At 52.4% G+C, this 20,174-nt stretch carries 16 protein-coding genes and 1 riboswitch; of the genes, 6 read left to right on the plus strand and 10 right to left on the minus strand.

What is annotated here, in order from left to right:
* The first annotated feature begins 103 nt into the window (after positions 1 to 103).
* Both QW71_RS20410 and QW71_RS20415 read left to right on the plus strand, forming a co-directional pair.
* Positions 104 to 3,127 carry an efflux RND transporter permease subunit gene (locus tag QW71_RS20410; RefSeq protein ID WP_039302804.1) on the plus strand — a complete coding sequence of 1,008 codons (3,024 nt, stop codon included), beginning with the start codon at positions 104 to 106 and terminating at the stop codon, positions 3,125 to 3,127.
* 775 nt (positions 3,128 to 3,902) lie between these two features.
* Complete coding sequence (locus tag QW71_RS20415) at positions 3,903 to 4,679, plus strand: hypothetical protein (RefSeq protein ID WP_039302808.1); 777 nt, start codon at positions 3,903 to 3,905, stop codon at positions 4,677 to 4,679.
* A 352-nt stretch (positions 4,680 to 5,031) separates the two neighbouring features.
* On the opposite strand, the gene QW71_RS20420 is transcribed toward QW71_RS20415, so the two are convergent.
* The 4 genes from QW71_RS20420 to QW71_RS20435 all read right to left on the minus strand — a co-directional run bounded on the left by QW71_RS20420 (position 5,032) and on the right by QW71_RS20435 (position 8,244).
* The gene (locus QW71_RS20420; RefSeq protein ID WP_039302811.1) at positions 5,032 to 5,829 is read right to left on the minus strand and encodes an ABC transporter permease; all 798 of its coding nucleotides are present in this window, start codon (positions 5,827 to 5,829) and stop codon (positions 5,032 to 5,034) included.
* A 19-nt stretch (positions 5,830 to 5,848) separates the two neighbouring features.
* Positions 5,849 to 6,658, minus strand: coding sequence for an ABC-2 family transporter protein (locus QW71_RS20425; RefSeq protein ID WP_235441512.1), 810 nt, complete (start codon positions 6,656 to 6,658; stop codon positions 5,849 to 5,851).
* A 15-nt stretch (positions 6,659 to 6,673) separates the two neighbouring features.
* Positions 6,674 to 7,690 carry an ATP-binding cassette domain-containing protein gene (locus QW71_RS20430; RefSeq protein WP_039302813.1) on the minus strand — a complete coding sequence of 339 codons (1,017 nt, stop codon included), beginning with the start codon at positions 7,688 to 7,690 and terminating at the stop codon, positions 6,674 to 6,676.
* A gap of 203 nt (positions 7,691 to 7,893) precedes the next feature.
* Positions 7,894 to 8,244 carry a hypothetical protein gene (locus tag QW71_RS20435; RefSeq protein ID WP_039302816.1) on the minus strand — a complete coding sequence of 117 codons (351 nt, stop codon included), beginning with the start codon at positions 8,242 to 8,244 and terminating at the stop codon, positions 7,894 to 7,896.
* 215 nt (positions 8,245 to 8,459) lie between these two features.
* Between QW71_RS20435 and QW71_RS20440 the strand changes: the two genes are divergently transcribed.
* Entirely contained in the window at positions 8,460 to 9,266 is an 807-nt protein-coding gene (locus QW71_RS20440) for a helix-turn-helix transcriptional regulator (protein ID WP_039302819.1), read from the plus strand.
* A 118-nt stretch (positions 9,267 to 9,384) separates the two neighbouring features.
* Here the strand turns inward: QW71_RS20440 and gcvPB are convergent, their stop codons facing one another.
* Genes gcvPB through gcvT form a run of 3 tightly spaced genes read right to left on the minus strand, consistent with a single transcriptional unit; the run spans position 9,385 to position 13,315 of the window.
* Entirely contained in the window at positions 9,385 to 10,845 is a 1,461-nt protein-coding gene (gcvPB, locus tag QW71_RS20445) for an aminomethyl-transferring glycine dehydrogenase subunit GcvPB (protein WP_039302822.1), read from the minus strand.
* Positions 10,842 to 12,194 carry an aminomethyl-transferring glycine dehydrogenase subunit GcvPA gene (gcvPA, locus tag QW71_RS20450; protein WP_039302825.1) on the minus strand — a complete coding sequence of 451 codons (1,353 nt, stop codon included), beginning with the start codon at positions 12,192 to 12,194 and terminating at the stop codon, positions 10,842 to 10,844. The genes gcvPB and gcvPA overlap by 4 nt, the downstream gene beginning before the upstream one ends.
* On the minus strand, positions 12,194 to 13,315 hold the full coding sequence (gene gcvT, locus QW71_RS20455; RefSeq protein ID WP_039302827.1) for a glycine cleavage system aminomethyltransferase GcvT: 1,122 nt from the start codon (positions 13,313 to 13,315) through the stop codon (positions 12,194 to 12,196). Before gcvT ends, gcvPA begins: the two co-directional genes overlap by 1 nt.
* Before the next feature lie 189 nt (positions 13,316 to 13,504).
* A riboswitch (glycine riboswitch) is annotated at positions 13,505 to 13,600 on the minus strand.
* Positions 13,601 to 13,784: 184 nt separating this feature from the next.
* Here gcvT and gcvH point away from each other — a divergent pair.
* Positions 13,785 to 14,177 (plus strand): glycine cleavage system protein GcvH, encoded by a 393-nt coding sequence (gcvH, locus tag QW71_RS20460; protein WP_039302830.1) that lies wholly within the window; start codon positions 13,785 to 13,787, stop codon positions 14,175 to 14,177.
* Positions 14,178 to 14,310: 133 nt separating this feature from the next.
* Here gcvH and QW71_RS20465 read toward each other — a convergent pair whose 3' ends face one another.
* The 3 genes from QW71_RS20465 to QW71_RS20475 form a co-directional block, all read right to left on the minus strand.
* The gene (locus QW71_RS20465) at positions 14,311 to 14,943 is read right to left on the minus strand and encodes a hypothetical protein (protein WP_039302833.1); all 633 of its coding nucleotides are present in this window, start codon (positions 14,941 to 14,943) and stop codon (positions 14,311 to 14,313) included.
* An 84-nt stretch (positions 14,944 to 15,027) separates the two neighbouring features.
* Positions 15,028 to 15,921, minus strand: coding sequence for a flagellar motor protein MotB (locus tag QW71_RS20470; RefSeq protein ID WP_039302835.1), 894 nt, complete (start codon positions 15,919 to 15,921; stop codon positions 15,028 to 15,030).
* Positions 15,918 to 16,706 (minus strand): flagellar motor protein, encoded by a 789-nt coding sequence (locus QW71_RS20475; protein ID WP_039302837.1) that lies wholly within the window; start codon positions 16,704 to 16,706, stop codon positions 15,918 to 15,920. The genes QW71_RS20470 and QW71_RS20475 overlap by 4 nt, the downstream gene beginning before the upstream one ends.
* A gap of 305 nt (positions 16,707 to 17,011) precedes the next feature.
* Here QW71_RS20475 and QW71_RS20480 point away from each other — a divergent pair, with 305 nt between their 5' ends.
* Both QW71_RS20480 and uvrB read left to right on the plus strand, forming a co-directional pair.
* Positions 17,012 to 18,127 carry an RNA-guided endonuclease TnpB family protein gene (locus QW71_RS20480; protein ID WP_039302840.1) on the plus strand — a complete coding sequence of 372 codons (1,116 nt, stop codon included), beginning with the start codon at positions 17,012 to 17,014 and terminating at the stop codon, positions 18,125 to 18,127.
* A gap of 224 nt (positions 18,128 to 18,351) precedes the next feature.
* On the plus strand, positions 18,352 to 20,174 hold a 1,823-nt coding region (uvrB, locus tag QW71_RS20485; RefSeq protein WP_039302843.1), incomplete at its 3' end, for an excinuclease ABC subunit UvrB.

Genomic DNA, 20,174 nt, shown 5'->3' on the forward strand with positions numbered 1-20,174 from the left:
TCAGCCCAAAGCTTCTACACTTAAGCAAGAATCTGCAGCTCATACATAAGAGAACAGACATAAAGAGTTCAATACATTTGATGAAATGGAAGGGGTAAAAGAAATGACATGGCTTACGAAATGGTCGTTTGGCAATAAGGGGGCAGTCGGGCTGCTGGTGGTTATGGCGCTTGTGGTCGGTATTATGAGTTATACCTCGCTGCCGATGGAATTCATGCCGGAGGCAGATAATCCTCAGGTGACCGTTGCGGTTCTGGGTCCTGGCCAGGATGCGCATGCGATGGAGACGCAAGTGACGAAGCCGATTGAGGCTGCGACCTCACTGGTGAAAGGCAAGACGGAGCAGATGTCCACTTCCGCTGACGGCTATGCCAAGGTGGATATTTATTTTGACGGCAAAACCAATATGAAGGAAGCGGCGCAGGAGGTTGAGAAGGCAGTTCATGCCCTGCAATTCCCGCAAGGCGTGATGGACCCGTTCATCATTCAGCTGAATACCTCGATGATTCCTGTGTCGCAGGTCACTGTAGCGTTCGATGAAGGGCTCACCAAGGAGAATCTGGAGATTGCCGAGAACAAGATCCTTCCCGAGATGCAAAAAATAAAAGGTGTAGCGAGCGTAGCCCTCTACGGCAAAACTTCTCCGCAGGTCCGGGTGAAGCTTGATCCGGCAGCAATGGCTGCGAAGGGAGTAAACACGGCGCAGGTCATGGGATTGCTTCAGGGCCGCAGCGTATCGGCATCTGTGGGTGAACAGACGATTGGCGGCCAGACGGGCAATGTGAACGTGGTTTCATCCATTGAGAGCGTCGATACGCTTCAAAAGCTGCCGGTGGCAGCGGGAGTAACACTAGGAGATATTGCTGCTGTCGAGCCCAAGCTGGACCAAGAGAGTGTGAGCCGCTCGAACGGCAAGGATGTATTATTTCTCATTATCACCAAAGAAGCAAGTGCCAACGCGGTGGATGTGGGCGACAAGGTGCGCAGTACAGCAGAGGAGCTTAGCGCCAGCGTCAAAAATGCCGAGGTATCCATGATCTTCAGCACTTCGGATATGGTCGTGACTTCGGTAAACAGCATGCTGCGTGAGGTGCTGCTCGGCGCTTTATTCGCCACGATTGTGATCCTGATCTTCCTCCGCAATGTACGGGCAACGCTGATTACGGCTATCTCCATTCCGTTATCACTGGCGGTTACCTTGTACCTGCTGAAGGTGTCCGGGATCACGCTGAATATAGTTACGCTGGGCGGCGTTGCCGTTGCGGTTGGACGGCTGGTCGATGACAGTATCGTGGTGATCGAGAACATCTACCGGCGGATGCAAAAAGAACGCTTGTCCCGCGAAATGGTAGTCAGCGCAACTGGAGAGGTCGCCCGGGCGATTACTACCTCTACGATTGCCACGGTAGCAGTATTCCTGCCGATGGGGCTGCTGCGCGGCGGGCTGCAAGCCTTCCTGCTGCCGTTTGCCCTGACCGTCACTTACTCGCTGCTGACCTCGCTGATAGTTGCCTTAACGGTAGTACCGCTGCTCAGCTCCTGGCTGCTGAAGGGCTCCTCCTTGAAGGAGCATGAGCCTTCCCGCAAGTTCAGCCGCTTCCTGGAGTGGAATCTGCAGCGGAAGTGGATTACGTTATCCCTCGGACTGCTGCTGCTTGTGGGTTCCATTGGCGCCTATGTCACGATGCCCAAAGGGGCGCTCGATGCTACAGATGCCAGCACGGTAACCGTTCAGCTGGTCTATCCGAATGATGTGCCAGTATCAGAGGTGCTGGAGAACGGCAAGCAGCTGGAAGCTGAGCTGATGAAGCAGCCGCAGGCGGAGATCGTTATTATGCAATCCGGCAACAGCGCGGACTCGGCACAATGGGGCAATGTGGTTTCGCTGACGCAAGTGGATTATACCATCATGATGAAGGAAGATACCGATGCGCAGGCGTTCATGGATCATGTCCGCAGCTTGCAGTCTTCCTATGACGGAGCAGCATTGACCGTGGGAGCAGCCAGTATGATGGGCTCCAGCTCAACCAATGAATACATTGATATTGTGGGCGATGATCTTCCGGCCATTAATGCGGTTGCCAAGGAAGTCGCTGCCAAAGTGAAAACAATCGAAGGCGTAGGGAAGGTAGCCAGCAACATGGAGGATACCAAGCCGGTGTTTGCGTTCAAAGTAAATCCCGCTGTGGCAAATGCCCAGGAAATCTCCATGCAGCTTAGTGCGATGCTGAATCCGGTTCCGCTGGGCCAGATCGAGCTGGATGGTTCCCCTGCCTCAGTAGTGCTGGAGCCAGTGGTTCAGCCTGCATCGCAGCAGGATCTGCAGAAGATTACGCTTATGACATCCGCCGGCCCGCAGCCGCTGTCACAAGTGGCAGAGCTTACGGTCACCGACCAGCCGGCAATGCTGTATCATAAAGACGGCAAGCCTTATGTACGGATTACCGCAGAGGCAGATCCGAAGCGGGTCTCGGAGATCGGTGCAGATATTAAAGCGGAGACTGACAGCATTACCTTGCCAGAGGGAGTAACCCTGTTCGCAGGTGGTGCCTCGGCCGATCAGGCCGGAGATTTCAGTGACCTGGGCATGACCGCATTGATCTCAATTGGTCTGGTATACCTGATCATGGTATTGACCTTCAAGACGCTGCGTGCGCCTCTGGCGATTATGTTCTCCCTGCCGCTCGCAGCAATCGGGGCTATCGTAGCCCTGCTGATCTCGGGCGTGACCCCTGACTTCACCGCATTGTTCGGCGCATTAATGCTCATCGGCATCGTCGTCACCAATGCGATCGTGCTGATCGACCGCATTAAGCATAATGAGGAGCATATGACGGTCCGCGAAGCCATTCTGGAAGCAGCCGGCACGCGGATGCGTCCGATTCTGATGACAGCCATTGCTACTGTCTGCGCCATGCTGCCGCTCCTGTTCGGGCAGTCCGAGCAGGGAAGCATCGTCTCGCAGAGTCTGGCCATTGTAGTCATCGGCGGCCTGACTGCGGCAACCCTGTTAACTCTGATCGTAGTTCCGGCAATCTATGAGCTGCTCTATTTCCGTAAATCCTCCAAAGAGCGCAAACAGGCTGCCGCAGCCGGAACTGTGGCGTCAACGGATCTGCCTAGCTGATTGGGGAAGTAGCTGCAAGATGAAGAGAACGGGATGGAATAGCTGGAAGTAGTAGTTGATAAAATTAGTAGTGGAAAAGTAGTAATTGGGACAGCAATGGGAGTTGGTAGCAGTAGTGAGAGCATAAATGAGAGCAGTGCGGAAATGTCCGCACTGCTCTTCGCTGTCTGCCGGGCGGCAGTGGAGTTTTCTTCGTCGGCCTCGTCCAAACCAGCCCCACTTGAGGCCGCAGGCAAGCAAGTAACTGATCCTGCGCTAAGGGGACCAGACTAGTGAACCCCTTCATTTTGCATACCAGATCTGTTGCTGGCAGGATTGAGAATCTCAAGTTCACACTGTGTAGGCAAAAATGTTGTACGTATTACAACTCGGCTACATAGATTCAAGGGTATTCATGGCGATTGTTGTATTAAATGCAAGAATTTCCCGCTAAGGCGCCTGGATGAGGGGGATTGTTGTCTTTTGTACAACAATTTTGGAATACAGCCGTTTTGATGAGGGGATTGTTGTATTTTGGGCAGGATTTTCGAGAAATATGACTTCAGCAGCGGGATACCTTGCTTGAATTGCAGGTTGTCTGCTACGACACCCTCACTTAAGTTCAAACTAACTAAGCCCTAGCTGTAATTGAGACATATAAACCGGGCTATAATTGCGCATGAGGAGTATAGAGATAGTAGTTACTATTTTTTCATGCAGAGAAGACAAAATTTAAATTTGTGAGAGGATGTATAACTATATAATTGGAAGTAATTGTGAAGATACACAGAGAGGGATGAGTCCAATCAGATCTGTAGCTACAACGCTGGCAGCGGGTACGATCCTGTCATTCGGTCTGCTGCTGGGATGCAGCAATCAACAGGCATCACCAATACCAACTGCTTCAGCAGGTCCATCTGCTTCTTCTACCCCCACTGGCTCATTAGCTGTAGTAGAAGTTCCGGTACTTGAAGAAGTAATCAGTCTGTTCCCCCTGGAGGGTCTGGCCAGCTCAGTGCTGATTGATTCCGTTAATGATGAGGGGATCATCCGGGCGAGAGCAGCGACGGAGCGGGGGGGGCTGCTGATGATCTCCAGCGGTCCGGAAGAGCGGGGGCATCTGAATGTCTCCAGCAACTACGGTCTGGAAGGGGAGCAGACCTATCAGGCGGATTACTCCATCGTGTACAGGGAGGATAATCAAGATCAGGAGTTATGGACGCTGCCTGCGTTCTTATTCGTGCGGCCATCCGATCATGTTCTGGAGTTCGATAAGATCAGCTTCAAGGAAGCGGATGTGTACCTGCTTACACCCCAGTATAAATCGGGGCATGGTCTGGTAGCTTATGCCTTCGCCATCAACAAGCTGAGCGGAGAGGCATTCCCGCTATTCTTCGCACAGGGTGAAGCCTCCGCACAGGTCACACTCGTCTATTCCGAATTGCAGCCCGCACCTGCCAACGATAATGAACGGCTGATCGTGTACCCGCCGGTTGGCGCTGGCGGTGATCCTGAACCGGAGCCGCATGTATACGAGTTAGATCTGCAGAAGCGGCAATTTACTGCACAGTAGGCAGCGGAAATACTATCAGTATGCACAAAGTAACCTCCCTATTGAACTGGATGCTAACAATTCCGATTTTATAAAGGGAGGTCTATTTTTGCGGTGTTCAGGCATTCAGGTGTTCAGGCATTTATGTGTTTAAAGGTGTAAACCCGTTTCCCGCTTAAACAGCGGAGCGGACGGAACGATTGTGTAAAAGCGTTAGCGGTCGCCTTTGTGTCCGGATTTTCACCGATAAGGTAAAATCAAGAAATCTGGACACAACAGCGATTGGAACAACGTTCCGTTTGCGTAGCGTCCACCCGAGTGCTCACGTATATCCTACTCCAACTTGTTAAAGGTTGTTGCTGTTATTTCGCCATCAATTCCCCGTACTCTCATACTTAGACAATCCATACCGGAAGATACCATAAGCCGCAGCCGCGCTTCCTATTGCCGCAACAGGGGCGAGCAGCCACCAGCCGGACCATCCGCTTTTGCCGAAAATATAGGTTGCCGGATAAAAGCTGATGAACGCATAGGGCAGCACAGTAGAAATAAAGATGCGGATCGCCTGCGGAAACAGGGTGATCGGGTATTTGGCCAGATCGGACAGGTTATGCACCATCAGCGGAAACGCATTGCCCGCATTGCGGATCCAGAAGGCGGCGGAATTCCCCGCGAGGTTGATCGATACCCGGATGATGACCGCAGTAATAAACAGCAGGATCAGAACGGCAGCTTTGCCCAGCGTCCAGTGAACCGGGCTATGAACGAGCGACTGCCAGACGATCACTCCGCCGATCAGCAGATTGCCGAGTCCGTTGATGCCGATCCCGGTGCAGAACACCTGAAGGACAACGGGCACCGGCCGCAGCAAATAACGGTCCAGCTCGCCCATGTTGACCAGCCGCCCGAGACGCCAGGTGCCTTCGAAGAACAAAGAGCCGATGCCCTCCGTCAGAAAGATCATAGCGTACATAAACGTAACTTCCCAGAACTTCCAGCCGTTAATATCCGGAATCCGGTCATAGATCACCCAGAGGAAGACAAACCCCAGAATCTGTGTCAAGGCGGCCGAGCACATCAAAATATAGAAGTCCTTATTATATTCCAAAATCGCTTTAAGCTGCTGCACATACAGCCGTTTGTAGAGGTAGAGCATTTGGGACATTTTCATTCTGCGGCCTCCTCCTGCCTTAGCCTCCATGGATGGTCACCTGGCGTACCGCCCAGTTCCACATTGCCTTGCCGGCAATCCAGAGTGCTGCCCCCCAGAAAAGTTGAATACCGATCAGCCGCAGACTCTCCCCGGTATCCGCCTGCTGCAGAAAGATCATCGACGGCGTGTGGATGATGGCCTGGAAGGGCAGCAGGAGAGCCAGCTTTTCCAGCCAGTCAGGGAAGAAGGCAAGGGGCACCAAAGCTCCGGACAGGAGATTGGTCAGAGCAATCCGTGTCCAGACGATGCCCATCGATCCGGTGGACCAGAAGCATAAAAGTGCCGCCAGATAGACAACGCCGAATTTCACCACGATTGCACCGAGCAGACTGACTGCGAACAAGATATAGACAGAGAACGAACCCGGAAAGGTGACTCCGGTCAGGAAGGTGGCGAACAGGATCAGCAGCACCGTACTCATGCCGCCTTCAAGCAGGCTCGAGCCCAAGGTTTCCGCGAACCTTGCGGTCTGGAAATCAATCGGCTTCAGCAGGTCCACAGCGACGCTGCCGTCAAGGATTTTGCCGGAAATAGCTGATTCCGAATACCAGGACAACACGGAGTTGGCCAGGAAGGTAACCAGCAGATAGGTTTTCATCTGGTCCCAGGTATAGCCGCCTACCACCTCCCGCCCGCTGTAAATGCCCTGCCACAGAAAGTAGATGGCCAGCAGATTGATAGAGTTCGCCAGAAAGGTAATGATGTAAGAAATCCGGTAGGCCAAAACCCGTTGCAGGGAGCGGTTCGCGATACTTCTGTACATTTTAAACTGGGCAGCAGTCATCATCGTGTGTAAGCCTCCTTATTCCCCGGTTCCGGTCAGATCCAGCTTGCCGTCATAGACGGCCTTGATGACCTGCTCAATATTAGTATCTTCCATCCGGAAGTCGACAACTTCGCCATATCTCATCACCCGGCCCACCACTTCACTGGCGGTATATTCGTACCGGTCAAAAGAGACCGAGAATTCCTGCGCGCTCTGCTGCGCAAGCTTCATTCCCGGTGTCTGCGTGAGCTGCGCGTACAACTCCGGCATCGGTGATCCGACCTGAAAGAAGATGACACGGTTTTTGGCAAAACGGGCCTTAACCTCGCTCAGGCTGCCGTCATAAATAATCGCCCCATGGTCGATGATAATCAGCCGTTTGCACAGATCCTCAATATCCCCCAGGTCATGGGTGGTCAGCATCACCGTAGTGTTCTGCTCCTGGTTGATCTGTTTGATGAACTCGCGGATTTTCTGCTTCACGGATACGTCAAGGCCAATCGTCGGCTCATCCAGATACAGAATCGGCGGGTTATGCAGCAGGGCTGCGGCCAGATCGGCGCGCATCCGCTGACCCAGGGAGAGCTTCCGGGCAGAGAGATGGATGAACTCGCTCATTCCCAGCATTTCAGTGAACAGCTCCATATTCGTCTTGTAGACGGCGCCAGGAATCTGATAAATATCCTTCAGCAGCGAAAAAGACTCCACAATCGGGATATCCCACCACAGCTGGGTACGCTGGCCGAACACGGCGCCAATCTGGGCGGCATTGTCCATTCTTTTTTTGTACGGATTGATACCGTTTACAGAAACAGTGCCGGCTGAGGGCATGAGGATTCCGGTCAGCATCTTGATGGTGGTGGATTTGCCGGCGCCGTTCGGGCCCACATAAGCTACCGTCTCGCCTGCTTCCACACTCAGATCCAGCGGCTTAACCGCCATCTTCTCGATATGCCGGGGCAGGAACAGGTGTTTAACCGCTCCCCCCAGGCCCGGCTCCTTCACTGCCTGCATAAATGACTTGCTCAGTCCTCTGGCTTCAATAATACTCAAGGCTAACCCTCCTGGAAATTACTTTGAAAGCGCGTTCGCTTGTTCGCAGCATATAAATTTCTGAATCCCAATCTATGTAAAAGACGTATGAATAAATATATCACTGCGGCAATGTCGAAAACTATCACAATCCATCGAATGAATATATTTATTTAGATTATTATGGCGAATGATGCTGCAAAAAAAGCGGCTACCCTGGTTAACTAGACTAACCGGGATTTGCCGCTTCGTTCGAGAATGGCTTTGAGGAGTAACCCTATTAACAGTGGCAGCACCAGCTGAACTTCCAGCCTCCAGTCTACAGCGTACAGGTCTACAAGGTTGATCTGCTTCAATAGAACATAGACCACGTTGTACATCAGGAAGGAGCAGCTGACGGTGAGCAGGGGGATTAGGGCCAGATTGCTTTTGGAGCGGAGCAGCCGGTAACCCAAGAAGAGCAATAGTGTATGGCTTATCATGATCGCAAGCGCATAATTACTGCCGAAGCGCATGAACGATACCATAGCGGTTGCCAGATTCAGGACTGCCGAGATATAGCCGATTCGAAGCATGTAGAACCTCCTTACTGAAAGGATACGGTCCTTATTACAGGACAACATAGCCGTTTTCACTTATGATTTTTAACTGCAGATTTTTCTATTTTACAGCGCTTGCAGGTTCATTTACAGGTCCAATGCTGAATGTTCTTTATTCCGTGATTGTATGTTATAATACTTTCTTTTAAAATCGGTTATATAGGAAATGGTAAAAATGGAGGAGGATCGTCGTGAGAATCTTTGAACAATCGAGAGCATGGAGCGTGCCCGGAGATTTGGAAGCACAGCAGCTTGAAGCTTTCCGGCCGCTTGACGCAGAGCAAATCGAATTACATAGCGGGCAGTCCGGGGTTTCTTTTCCAGAAGAATCGAAAGAGCATATCTATCATAGAGCCATGATATCTTCCATCCGCAGTGAAATGAATAAATTAAGCCAGCTGCTCTCTATTCCTTATGTTGTATTCCTGACGGACAAGGCGGGTACCATTCTGGAGCTGGTCTGTTCTTCTCCGGTTACCCGGGATGAGATGGAACAGGCGGAGCTGCGTCCGGGGGTTAGCTTATGCAGGCAGCGCTCGGGCATGAATGCCGTATCCTTGGCCATGGAGATGAATTGCATCGGGGTAGTGCGGGGGGCGGAACATTCCGACCAGGCCTTCCAGAACTGGAACTGTGTGTGTGCTCCGCTGCAGAATGAGGATACCGTCTTCGGATATGTGGACATTTCTTTTAATAGAGGAGAACCTATTGAATTCGCGATTCCGTTCGTGCAGCAGATTGCCGAGAATATTATGGAGAAGTGGATGGAGAAGAACCCGGAGATGCAGCAATACCGCCTGGAAGCCACTTTACAGGAATATAAGCTGACAGCGCGGGAGCAGGATGTAGCACGGCTATGGTTACTTGAGAAAAGCGCACTGCACATCGGGAGTGATCTGGGCATCAGTGAAGGCACGGTTCGGAATATGCTGAAGAGTATTTACAGTAAAATGCGGGTGAATGACCGCTTCCAGTTCGTCAAACGGCTTACGCCATAGAAGGCGCGCAAAGCCTATACATACATAAGAATAGCCGGGCAGTGATACTAGCGTATCGCTTGCCCGGCTATTTATTTGCGGTGAAGTTATTTCGCCTGTGCGTTGCCGCCAGTCGCGTTTAGCCGCAGGAGCAGTTCAGAACCGGCTTCCGCGCGGCCTGGGTCTCATCCAGACGGCTGATCTCCGTGGTATGCGGTGCATTAATAACGACCTCAGGTGTCTCCTGCGCTTCCTTAACGATCTGAATCATCGTCTCAATGAAGCCGTCCAGCGTTTCCTTGCTTTCGGTTTCAGTCGGCTCGATCATCATACATTCCTCTACGGTCAGCGGGAAGTACACGGTTGGCGGATGGTAGCCGAAGTCGAGCAGCCGTTTGGCAACATCCAGGGTACGTACGCCGTACTGCTTGAGGTTTCTGCCGGACATGACGAATTCATGCTTGCAGACACCCGGAAATGGAATTTCGAAATAAGGTGCCAGACGGTGCATCATGTAATTGGCATTCAGCACAGCGTTCTCGGACACCTCGCGCAGTCCATCCGGGCCGTAGGTGCGGATATAGGCGTAAGCGCGGACCAGAATGCCGAAGTTGCCATAGAAAGCTTTGACGCGGCCAATAGATTGCGGTCCGCCGGAGTCAAGCGAGAAGCTGCCGTCTTCGTTCTGCACAACCGACGGCTGGGGCAGGAACGGAATCAGCTTCGCCTTCACGCCGACCGGTCCGGCTCCCGGGCCGCCTCCGCCGTGCGGAGTACTCATCGTCTTGTGCAGGTTGAGATGGACCACATCGAAGCCCATATCGCCCGGGCGGGTGATGCCCATGATGGCGTTGGAGTTCGCTCCGTCATAATAGAGCAGTCCGCCAGCTTCGTGGACAATCGCGGCGATCTCTACGATCTGTGTCTCGAACAGTCCGAGTGTACTCGGGTTCGTGAGCATCAGCGCGGCGGTGTCGCTACCGACCGCCGCCTTCAGCGCTTCGAGGTCGACCATTCCCTTATCATTGGAAGGAATGGTGACGGTGTCGAGTCCGGCGGCTGCGGCGCTGGCCGGGTTGGTACCGTGCGAGGAATCCGGCACGATGACCTTGGAGCGGACTTCGCCGCGGCTCTCATGGTAGGCGCGGATCATCATCAGGCCGGTCCATTCGCCATGGGCACCGGCGGCAGGCTGCAGGGAGACGGCATCCATGCCGGTCAGTCCGGCGAGATCCTTTTGCAGCGTATACATCAGCTCAAGTGCACCCTGGATGCTCTCTTCCGGCTGGTACGGATGGATCTTGGCAAGGCCGGGGAAGCGGGCGACATCCTCATTGATTTTTGGGTTATATTTCATCGTACAGGAGCCGAGCGGATAGAAGCCGTTATCGACCCCGAAGTTACGCCGGGACAGGGCAGTATAGTGGCGGATAACATCCACTTCGGATACTTCCGGCAGCACTACGGGCTCGCTGCGGAGCAGGCCCTCAGGAATCAGTGAGCTGATGCTCTCTTCCTGCGGCACATCACATAGAGGCAAAGAGTACGCCGAGCGGCCGGGGCGGCTTAATTCAAAGATCAGGGTTTGTTCCGGTTTCATATACAGCCCTCCAGTGCAGTGGCGAATTCGTCAATTTCGGTTTTGCTTCTCTTCTCAGTCACGGCAACCAGCATATGTCCGGTCAGCTCGGGATACTCACGGCCCAGATCATAGCCGCCCAGATAACCTGCCTTCAGCAGCTTGGAGTTCACTTCACTGACGCTGCTGCCTTCCGGGAGCTTCAGGACAAATTCATTGAAGAACGGGGCTGTGAAGACGCGCTCTGCACCGGTGATTTCAGCCAGCCTTCCGGCGGCATAATGGCTCTTGCGGATGTTCAGCTCGCCAACCTCACGCATGCCCTCCTTGCCCATCACGGACAAGTAGACGGAAGCGCATAACGCCAGCAGCGCCTGGTTGGAGCAGATATTCGACGTCGCTTTCTCGCGGCGGATATGCTGCTCACGCGCCTGCAGGGTCAAAACGAAGCCGCGTTTGCCGTTACGGTCAACGGTCTGGCCGACGATCCGGCCCGGCATGCGGCGCATCAGCGGTTCGGCAACCGCGAAGAATCCGCAGGTTGGTCCTCCGAGTGATGCGGCGATACCCAGCGGCTGTGCATCACCGACTACGATGTCGGCGCCCAGCTTGCCTGGGGTTTCCAGCACGCCGAGTGCAATGGGATTCGCGCTGACCACGAGCAATCCCTTGACGGCGTGGATCAACGGCTCAATCTGGCGCAGATCCTCGATGCCGCCGAAGAAGTTGGGCGATTGAACCAGAACGGCGGCTGTATCGCCGTCGATCGCTTCCGCCAGCTGTGCGAGGTCAGTAACACCGTCTGCATAATCGATTTCTACGATTTGCAGGCCCCAGGCGTTGGCGGAAGTGCGCAGCACCTGGCGGGCTTCCGGGTGAACCGTACGGGAGACAATCAGCTTTTTGCGTTTGGTGGCGCCTGCGGCAAGCACGGCTGCTTCGGAGAAGGCCGTTGCACCATCGTACATACTTGCATTAGCAACCTTCATGCCGGTCAGCTCACAGATATAGGACTGGAATTCGAAGATTGCCTGAAGCTCGCCCTGGCTGATTTCTGGCTGATAAGGGGTATAGGCAGTATAGAATTCCGAACGGGAAATAATATGGTTAATGACAACAGGAATGTGGTGGTCATAGAGTCCAGCGCCGAGGAAGCTGGCATGGGTATCAAAGTCGGCATTTTTGTCAGCCAGACCCTTCATATGGCGCAGCAGCGCATATTCGTCCAGCGGGCCGGACATTGGCATCGTTCCCTGGTAGCGGACAGCTTGAGGGATATCAGCGAATAGCTCATCGATGGACTGAATCCCAACAGTCTCCATCATTTCTGCGCGGTCTTGCTCCGTCATAGGCAGATAGCGGTGCTTCATTACGGCTTCACTCCTTGGCTCTTTTTGTAGAACGGGGCTTTGATCACGGCAGCCTTCAGCTGCTTGCCGCGGATCTCCACATACACCTCTGTGCCGATCTCAGTATAGGCAGCATCCAGCAGGGCAAGTCCGAGATTACGTTTCAGCGTTGGGGATTGGGTACCGGTTGTGACTTCACCAATCTTCACACCGTCCGCATATACGGGATAATGGGAGCGGGGAATCCCGCGGTCGATCATTTCCAGGCCCACAAGACGGCGCGGGAGGCCAGCTTCCTTCTGCTTCAGCAGGGCATCGCGGCCGATGAAATCCGCTTTGTCCAGCTTCACGAAGAACTGGACACCCGCTTCGAGCGGCGTAATATCCGCCGAGAGCTCCTGGCCATACAGCGGCAGCTTGGCTTCGAAGCGGAGTGTGTCGCGTGCGCCGAGTCCGGCAGGGGTCAGGCCATGCGGCGCGCCTGCGGCCAGCAGACCATTCCAGAGTGCAGCCGCTGTGTGGACCGGGGCGTACAGCTCAAAGCCGTCCTCACCGGTATAGCCGGTGCGGGAGAGCAGTACAGAAACGCCGCAGACCTCGGCGTGTTCGATGAAGTGGAAGGGCTTCAGCTCTGCAAGCGGGGCAGAGGTAACTTCGGCCAGAATCGTCTCAGCCAGCGGCCCCTGCAGAGCGAGCAGCAGCGTCTCATCAGAGACATTCTTCAAGCTGACACCGCTGAATTCAGCGGTGAGATGCTCCTGCAGCCACTGGAAGTCCTTGTCGATATTGGAGGCGTTCACGACGAGCATGTAGCGCTCATGGCCCAGGCGGTAGACGAGCAGATCGTCAACCACTCCGCCGCTTGGGTAGAGCATCAGGGAATACTGCGCTGCGCCGTCTGCTAGGCGGCTGACATCATTGGTGGTCATCTGCTGGAGGAAGGCTTCAGCGCCGCTGCCGTCAACCATGAATTCACCCATATGCGATACATCGAACAGTCCGGCCTGCTGGCGGACTGCTTCATGTTCCTTAACGATGCCAGTAAACTGCACCGGCAGCTCCCAGCCGCCGAAATCAATGCATCTGGACTCCGCATAAGCGGCATAGAGATCATAAAAAGGCGTTCTTCTCAAAGACTCCATCGTGTCACCCCTTAGTCTGTTTACATGCAAAAAAGGACAGGCGAAAGTCCATCAATGCACATCAAACATGCATAAATTGACTTTCGCTCTGTCCTTTGTACCTGAGAGTTACCCTGCTATCCTGCCCGCAGGTTTCCCCGTTGGTGATCCGTTTCCTGTTGTCCAGGCTGTGGATGCTCTCCAGAGATGCGTCCGGCAAAGGTCCTTTTGCCTGAGAGATTCACCCATCCCGGGCTTACTCCTTCGGCGCTGCCCCTGAGGGTCAGTCTCTCCCTATGCCATCATTCGCAAACCATATGTTTTTCTACTGACTCCATTAAACCGGGTTTACAAGCACGCTGTCAATCAAAAAACGTCAAAAAGATGACAAATTTAATTTTCCTGTCAGTTATATTGACATTAGGCAAGGTCATAACTTAGGCTATAACTAAATTTAGAACTCCAAATGTGGAAAAGAGGCGGCTTGGAAATGAGTGAAGTGTTGGACAACCTGCTATACAGCGAAGAGCATGAATGGGCACAGCAGGGTGAAGGACGCGTAGTACGTGTGGGAATTACGGATCATGCGCAGCATTTATTGGGCGACATCGTGTTTGTTGAGTTTCCGGAAGTCGGCGCAGCCATTTCCGCGGGCGACAGCGTAGGCAGTATCGAGTCTGTTAAGACGGTGTCGGAGCTGTACTCGCCGGTATCCGGCAAGGTAACCAAGATCAACGACGCACTCGAATCCAGTCCGGAGCTGATCAATGATCAGCCATACGGCGGCGGTTGGATTTTTGAGCTGGAGCTTGACGGTGAGTTTGCCGAGGCAGCTTCCGGCCTGCTGGATGCGGCTGCTTATAAGGAATTGGTTGGGGAATAGTTTCAACCGTTTATGTACCCGGATTTTTAGAATAGATGACTGAACTGGATTTACGAACAGATGAACATGGCAGGCTTCTCTTATTACATTGGATGTTACTAATGTGAGAGGTCTGTCTTTTTGCGTTTCTGTATCATTCCGGAAAGCTGAGCAGGCCTGGATAAATGCGGGGAGCCAAGTGCCAAAGGGCGGGGAGCAGAGTCAAACCAGCAACGGCAAAGATAAGGCACAGCAATAGAAACCGGTATCTTTTTCTGGGACGGACATTGGGTTTGAGCACGAAGTAATACACACCGGCCGAATAAAACGGGAAAAGCACCACGGCAGACATGCCCATACAGACCAGAAATGTGGATTCCCCGGCGGAGGAAGGGATCATGGCTTCCGGGTTATAGACCGGATTGATCTGCAGAAAGAGGATCACAAATGTCAGATAAGCGAAGAGTAAAAGAAGAGGGAAACAGCGGATGCGTCCATCCTCGGACAGCCCGTAGAGCATCCACCAGACCCCGAGCCAGGGCAGGGCAAAGGCTGCGCCGGCAATAAGGAAGTCAATGCCTATATACATCAGTTTATCGGGTGGATACACATGGGCCAGGTCTCCCCAGAAGTAATCGGAGGAGAAGAACATCATAAATACAGATGATAAGCCAATGAAGAAGGTAATTATTCCCTGAGCAAAAACAATCATGATCAGCGAAACCAGCTGCCGCAGAAAATAGAGAAAACGGGTGGCGTCCGGTGTCGTTCCGTTTGTAGTCTGCATAGCGTTCAATCTCCTTATACTAGCAAATGGTTGCCGTGCCTTCTCATCTGCAGATCTCTGAGCTGATTCGCTTGCAAATACGTGTTATTCTTCCTCCTGAAGCTGCCGCAGGACAATGAGTTCGACCCGGCGGTTCTTCTGCCGCCCTTCAACGGTAGCGTTATTGTAGGCAGGTCTGGTATCCGCGTAACCGGCATACTGAAAAGTATCGGGGCTAAGCCCCTCGTTATCCAGGAAGAAGCGCAGCACAGAGAGTGCGCGGGCGCCGGATAGCTCCCAGTTATCCGTGTAATCTGAAGCGGCGGTTACCGGAACATTGTCGGTATGGCCTTCGATGCTGATCGTGGCACCGATTCCGCGGAACAGGCCGGAGAGCTGGCGCAGTGCCGGGAAGGCAGGTGATTTCAGCTCGGCTTTGCCGGCATCGAACAGGAACCGGTCGCTAAGCGTGATGGCAATGCCCTGCGGTTTATCCGCTACAAAGATCTGCTCCCCAAGGTTGTTATCTTCCACGTATTTGGTGATTACACCCATAAGCGCGGCCAGTTTGGCCTCCTGCTCACGAAAAGCGAGCTCACGCGCCGAAGGCTGGTGTTCTGCAGTTTCCCCGTTTTGCCCGGAGGTATCCGTGCCCGTCCCGGTTCCGTTCGAACCATTCTCCTTCACATTGCCCCCGGAAGAAAGACCGCCACCGGTGCTTCCGCCTGCTTCTTGTTCATTCGAGACTGCGGCTCCCGTGTTCCCCTGATTACCATCCAGCACTCCATTTCCGCCTTCAAGCACAGGACTGCCGCTCTTAAAGGTATCAGATAATGAACCGGTAACGATCGCGTATTTTTGCGTATCCAGACTGCTCATGGCGTACAGGATGATGAAAAAAATGAGCAGAAGCGTAATCAGATCCGCATAGGTAATCATCCAGCGGTCCCGGTTCTCCTTACCTCCACTACGCCGCTGGCGGCGGTTTCTTTGTCTCATAGCGGGTCTCCCTGGTTGTTTTTACTGCTGCGCCCCGGGGAAACATCGGGAATAAAGGCGGTCAGTTTTTTGCGGACCAGGTGCGGATGATCCCCATTCTGCAGGGACAGGATACCGACAAGCAGCATCTCCATGCTGCCCAGTTCGCTTTGGCTGCGGGATTTGATTTTGGAGGCGATGGGTAAAAATATAAGATTAGCACTGGCTACGCCATAGAGCGTTGCTGTAAAAGCGACGGCGATCGAGGCCCCCAGATTAGAAGGGTCCGTCAGATTGCTGAGTACCCGTATCAATCCCATTACGGTGCCGATGATCCCCATAGTTGGAGCGTAGCCGCCGGCGGCTTCGAAGATTTTGGCATAGCCTTCATACTTCAGTTCCTTGGCGTCCATTTCCAGTTCAAGAATTTGCCGGACCTGATCAGGATCGGTGCCGTCGACAATTAGAAAAAGCCCTTCGCGGGTAAAGGTATCGGGGTGCTCCTCCGCTCTCTTCTCCAGTGCGAGCACACCCCCGCGCCGAGTAATTGCCGCCATGGAGATCAGCTCTTCGGCCTTCTCCTGGGTGGTGTCGGGATGTCTGCCGAATGCCAGGTGCAGAGCCGCCGGGACGCTGCGTAATCTGGAGGCCGGAAAACTGATGAGTACAGCGGCAAGCGTACCTCCAAATACGATAAGCGCGGCATTCAACTGCAGCAGGCCCGATAAGCTTCCTCCCTCCCAGAGAAAGCCGCCGATCATTGCGGCAAGGCCTGCCAGCAGGCCGATAATTGAAGTGATATCCATAAGTTCAGGCTCCTTAAATTTCTATATATTATGGTTTGCATCAATCTGGGCAACGCTGTATAATAAACGGGAACGTGTATTCCTATCTTCCATATTTTTCAGTACGGTATGGAAAGGGGACGATTAGGGTTAGAATTATAATATAGTCATCTAATATTAGGCAAGGATACTCCCGCTGCAGGACCATTTAAGGTGTGGATGGGGAGGGATTATCTTCGGTTTTTCTCTATCCTCCTATCTAGTATAAATCATTCTCTATTCACTATAATCGGCATAAAAGCAATATAGTGTAAGGTGGTAAATACATGATAACTATTACCGCTAAAATTCAATTGATTGTTCCTCAACCTGCTATGGAGTCGTTACAGAGCACCTTGAATGCTTATCAACAAGGATTGAATTGGCTTTCTGAGAGAGTATATGAGACTAGGGAATTGAAACAATCTGCTCTGAATGCGTTATACTACCGGAAATTACGACATCAGTTTGGCTTAAAAAGTCAAATGGCTCAATCTGTGATGAAGACGGTGATTGCGCGTTATAAAGCAGTTCAGTCGAACAAGCATCGCTGGACCCTTGTTTGCTTTAAACAACCGGAGTACGATCTGGTATGGAATCGCGACTATTCTCTAAATGATCGCTTGTTTTCGGTAAATACGCTAGAGGGAAGAATGAAGATTTCATACATCAAAAAAGGGATGAAGAAATTCTTTGGTGGGACTTGGAAGTTTGGTACAGCAAAACTTATATACCGCTTTAATAAATGGTTTCTCCATATTCCGATGTCAAAAGAAAAAAGTCCATTAAATGATGACCGCATCATTAATGTCGTAGGTGTTGATCTCGGTCTGAATTTCCTTGCCACCACCTTTGACAGTAAGGGGAAAACCCGTTTTTTTAAGGGGCGTGAAGTGAAACATAAACGTGGAAAATTTAAAGCCCTTCGAAAGCAATTACAGCAATGCCGTACATCTTCCGCTCGTCATCGGCTGAAACAAATTGGTTCAAGAGAAAACCGTTACGTGTGTGATATCAATCATCAAATCACGAAGGCACTCGTTGAACAGTACCCAGATGGTACATTATTTGTTTTAGAGGATTTGAGCGGTGTACGAAAATCCACAGAGAAGGTGCATGTGCGTCACCGTTATGTGAGTGTATCTTGGGCCTTTTACCAATTTCGCGAACTGCTGACGTACAAAGCAGAAATGTATGGGCATATGGTGGTAGTCGTCGATCCTAAGTACACCTCCCAAACGTGTCCCAAATGTGGACATAAGGACAAACGTAATCGAAATAAGAAAGCTCATGCGTTTACCTGTTGTGATTGCCAGTACAAGTCAAATGATGATCGTATTGGCGCTATGAATCTGTACCGAAAAGGAATTGAACATATCAGTACAGTTACTGCGAAGGTATAGCCTTCGCGGTAGGGGTGAAGTCAACCATCCTTATATGCCGGCACTCGAAGATAGGAGTATCATCAGATACGTTTGCACTATCGGTCAGACATAAGTGTAGAGTGGTTTCGTGAGAGCGGAACAACCAGATCGAAAGATTTGACACAAGCGCCCACTTCAATTCCGCCAAAGCGGGGTAGTGCGGGTATTTGACATATTTTAGACGATAGAGGGGAGACGGGCAAATGAGTGATATTGTCGTCAGTACAAAGACATTTGAACTGGAGTCCGAGTATACACCCCAGGGCGATCAGCCTCATGCCATAGAAGAATTATTGGACGGCATCCGGCAGGGCAAGAAGCACCAGACGCTGCTGGGAGCGACAGGTACAGGCAAGACCTTTACCATCGCACAAGTAATTTCCAAACTGAACCGCCCGACACTGGTTATAGCGCACAACAAGACGCTTGCGGCGCAGCTGGCGAGTGAGTTCAAAGAATTTTTTCCAAGCAACTCCGTTGATTACTTCGTCAGTTACTACGATTACTACCAGCCAGAGGCATACATTCCTTCCTCCGATACCTTCATAGAGAAAGATTCCAGCATAAATGAAGAAATTGACAAGCTCCGGCACTCCGCCACCAGTTCGCTGTTCGAACGGCGTGACGTTATTATTGTTGCGAGTGTGTCCTGTATTTATGGCCTCGGTTCGCCGCAGGAATACGGAAGTATGCTGTTGACACTGCGGGTAGGGATGGAGAAGCCGCGCAATCAGATTCTGAGCCGGCTCGTGGAGATCCAGTACCAGCGCAATGACATTAACTTCGTACGCGGGACGTTCCGGGTACGCGGCGATGTGGTCGAGATCTTCCCGGCTTCACAGGGGGAGCATGCGATCCGTGTGGAGCTGTTCGGAGATGAGATAGAGCGCATTACCGAGATTGATGTTCTCACAGGAGAGCTGATTGGTGAGCGCGATCATATCGCGATCTTCCCGGCTTCGCACTTTGTCACCCAGGAAGAAACAATGCGTGTAGCTATTATCAACATTGAGCGGGAGCTTGAGGAACGGCTTGCTGTGCTTCGTGATGCGGGCAAGCTGCTGGAAGCCCAGCGCCTGGAGCAGCGGACGCGGTATGATATTGAGATGATGAAGGAAGTGGGCTTCTGCTCCGGTATCGAGAACTATTCCGGCCCGCTTACCTTCCGTGAGCCGGGAGCGACTCCATATACCTTAATGGATTACTTCCCGGATGATATGCTGATTGTTATTGATGAGTCCCATGCAACGCTGCCGCAGATCCGGGCTATGTATAATGGTGACCGTGCGCGTAAGACAGTATTGGTAGAGCATGGCTTCCGCCTGCCGTCCGCGCTGGATAACCGTCCGCTGCAGTTCGAGGAATTCGAAGAGAAAGTGAACCAGATTGTATATGTGTCTGCTACACCGGGACCATACGAAATGGAGCACTGCGATACTATGGTGCAGCAGATTATCCGTCCTACCGGCCTGCTGGATCCGATCATCGAAGTACGCCCTACAGAGGGCCAGATCGATGATCTGATCAGTGAAATCCGTGACCGTGTAGAGCGTGATGAGCGTGTACTCGTTACAACACTTACGAAGAAGATGTCCGAGGATCTGACCGATTACTTCAAGGAAATCGGGATTAAGGTGCGTTATATGCACTCTGATATCAAGACGTTGGAGCGGATGGCCATCCTGCGTGATCTCCGGCTCGGTACGTTCCATGTACTGGTGGGTATTAACTTATTAAGAGAAGGTCTTGACCTGCCGGAGGTCTCCCTTGTCGCCATCCTCGATGCTGACAAGGAAGGATTCCTCCGCTCCGAGCGTTCACTTATTCAGACAATCGGCCGGGCGGCCCGTAACTCTGATGGACGTGTCATTCTGTACGGCGACCGCATTACGGATTCCATGGAGAAGGCGATGAGCGAAACCCAGCGCCGCCGTGAAATTCAGATTGCCCATAATGAGAAGCACGGCATCACGCCTACGACAATCAACAAGAAAGTGCGGGACATCATCGAGGCCACCAAGGTGGC

The sequence above is a fragment of the Paenibacillus sp. IHB B 3415 genome, assembly GCF_000802655.2.
GTDB classification, from domain to species: Bacteria; Bacillota; Bacilli; order Paenibacillales; family Paenibacillaceae; genus Paenibacillus_AQ; species Paenibacillus_AQ phytohabitans.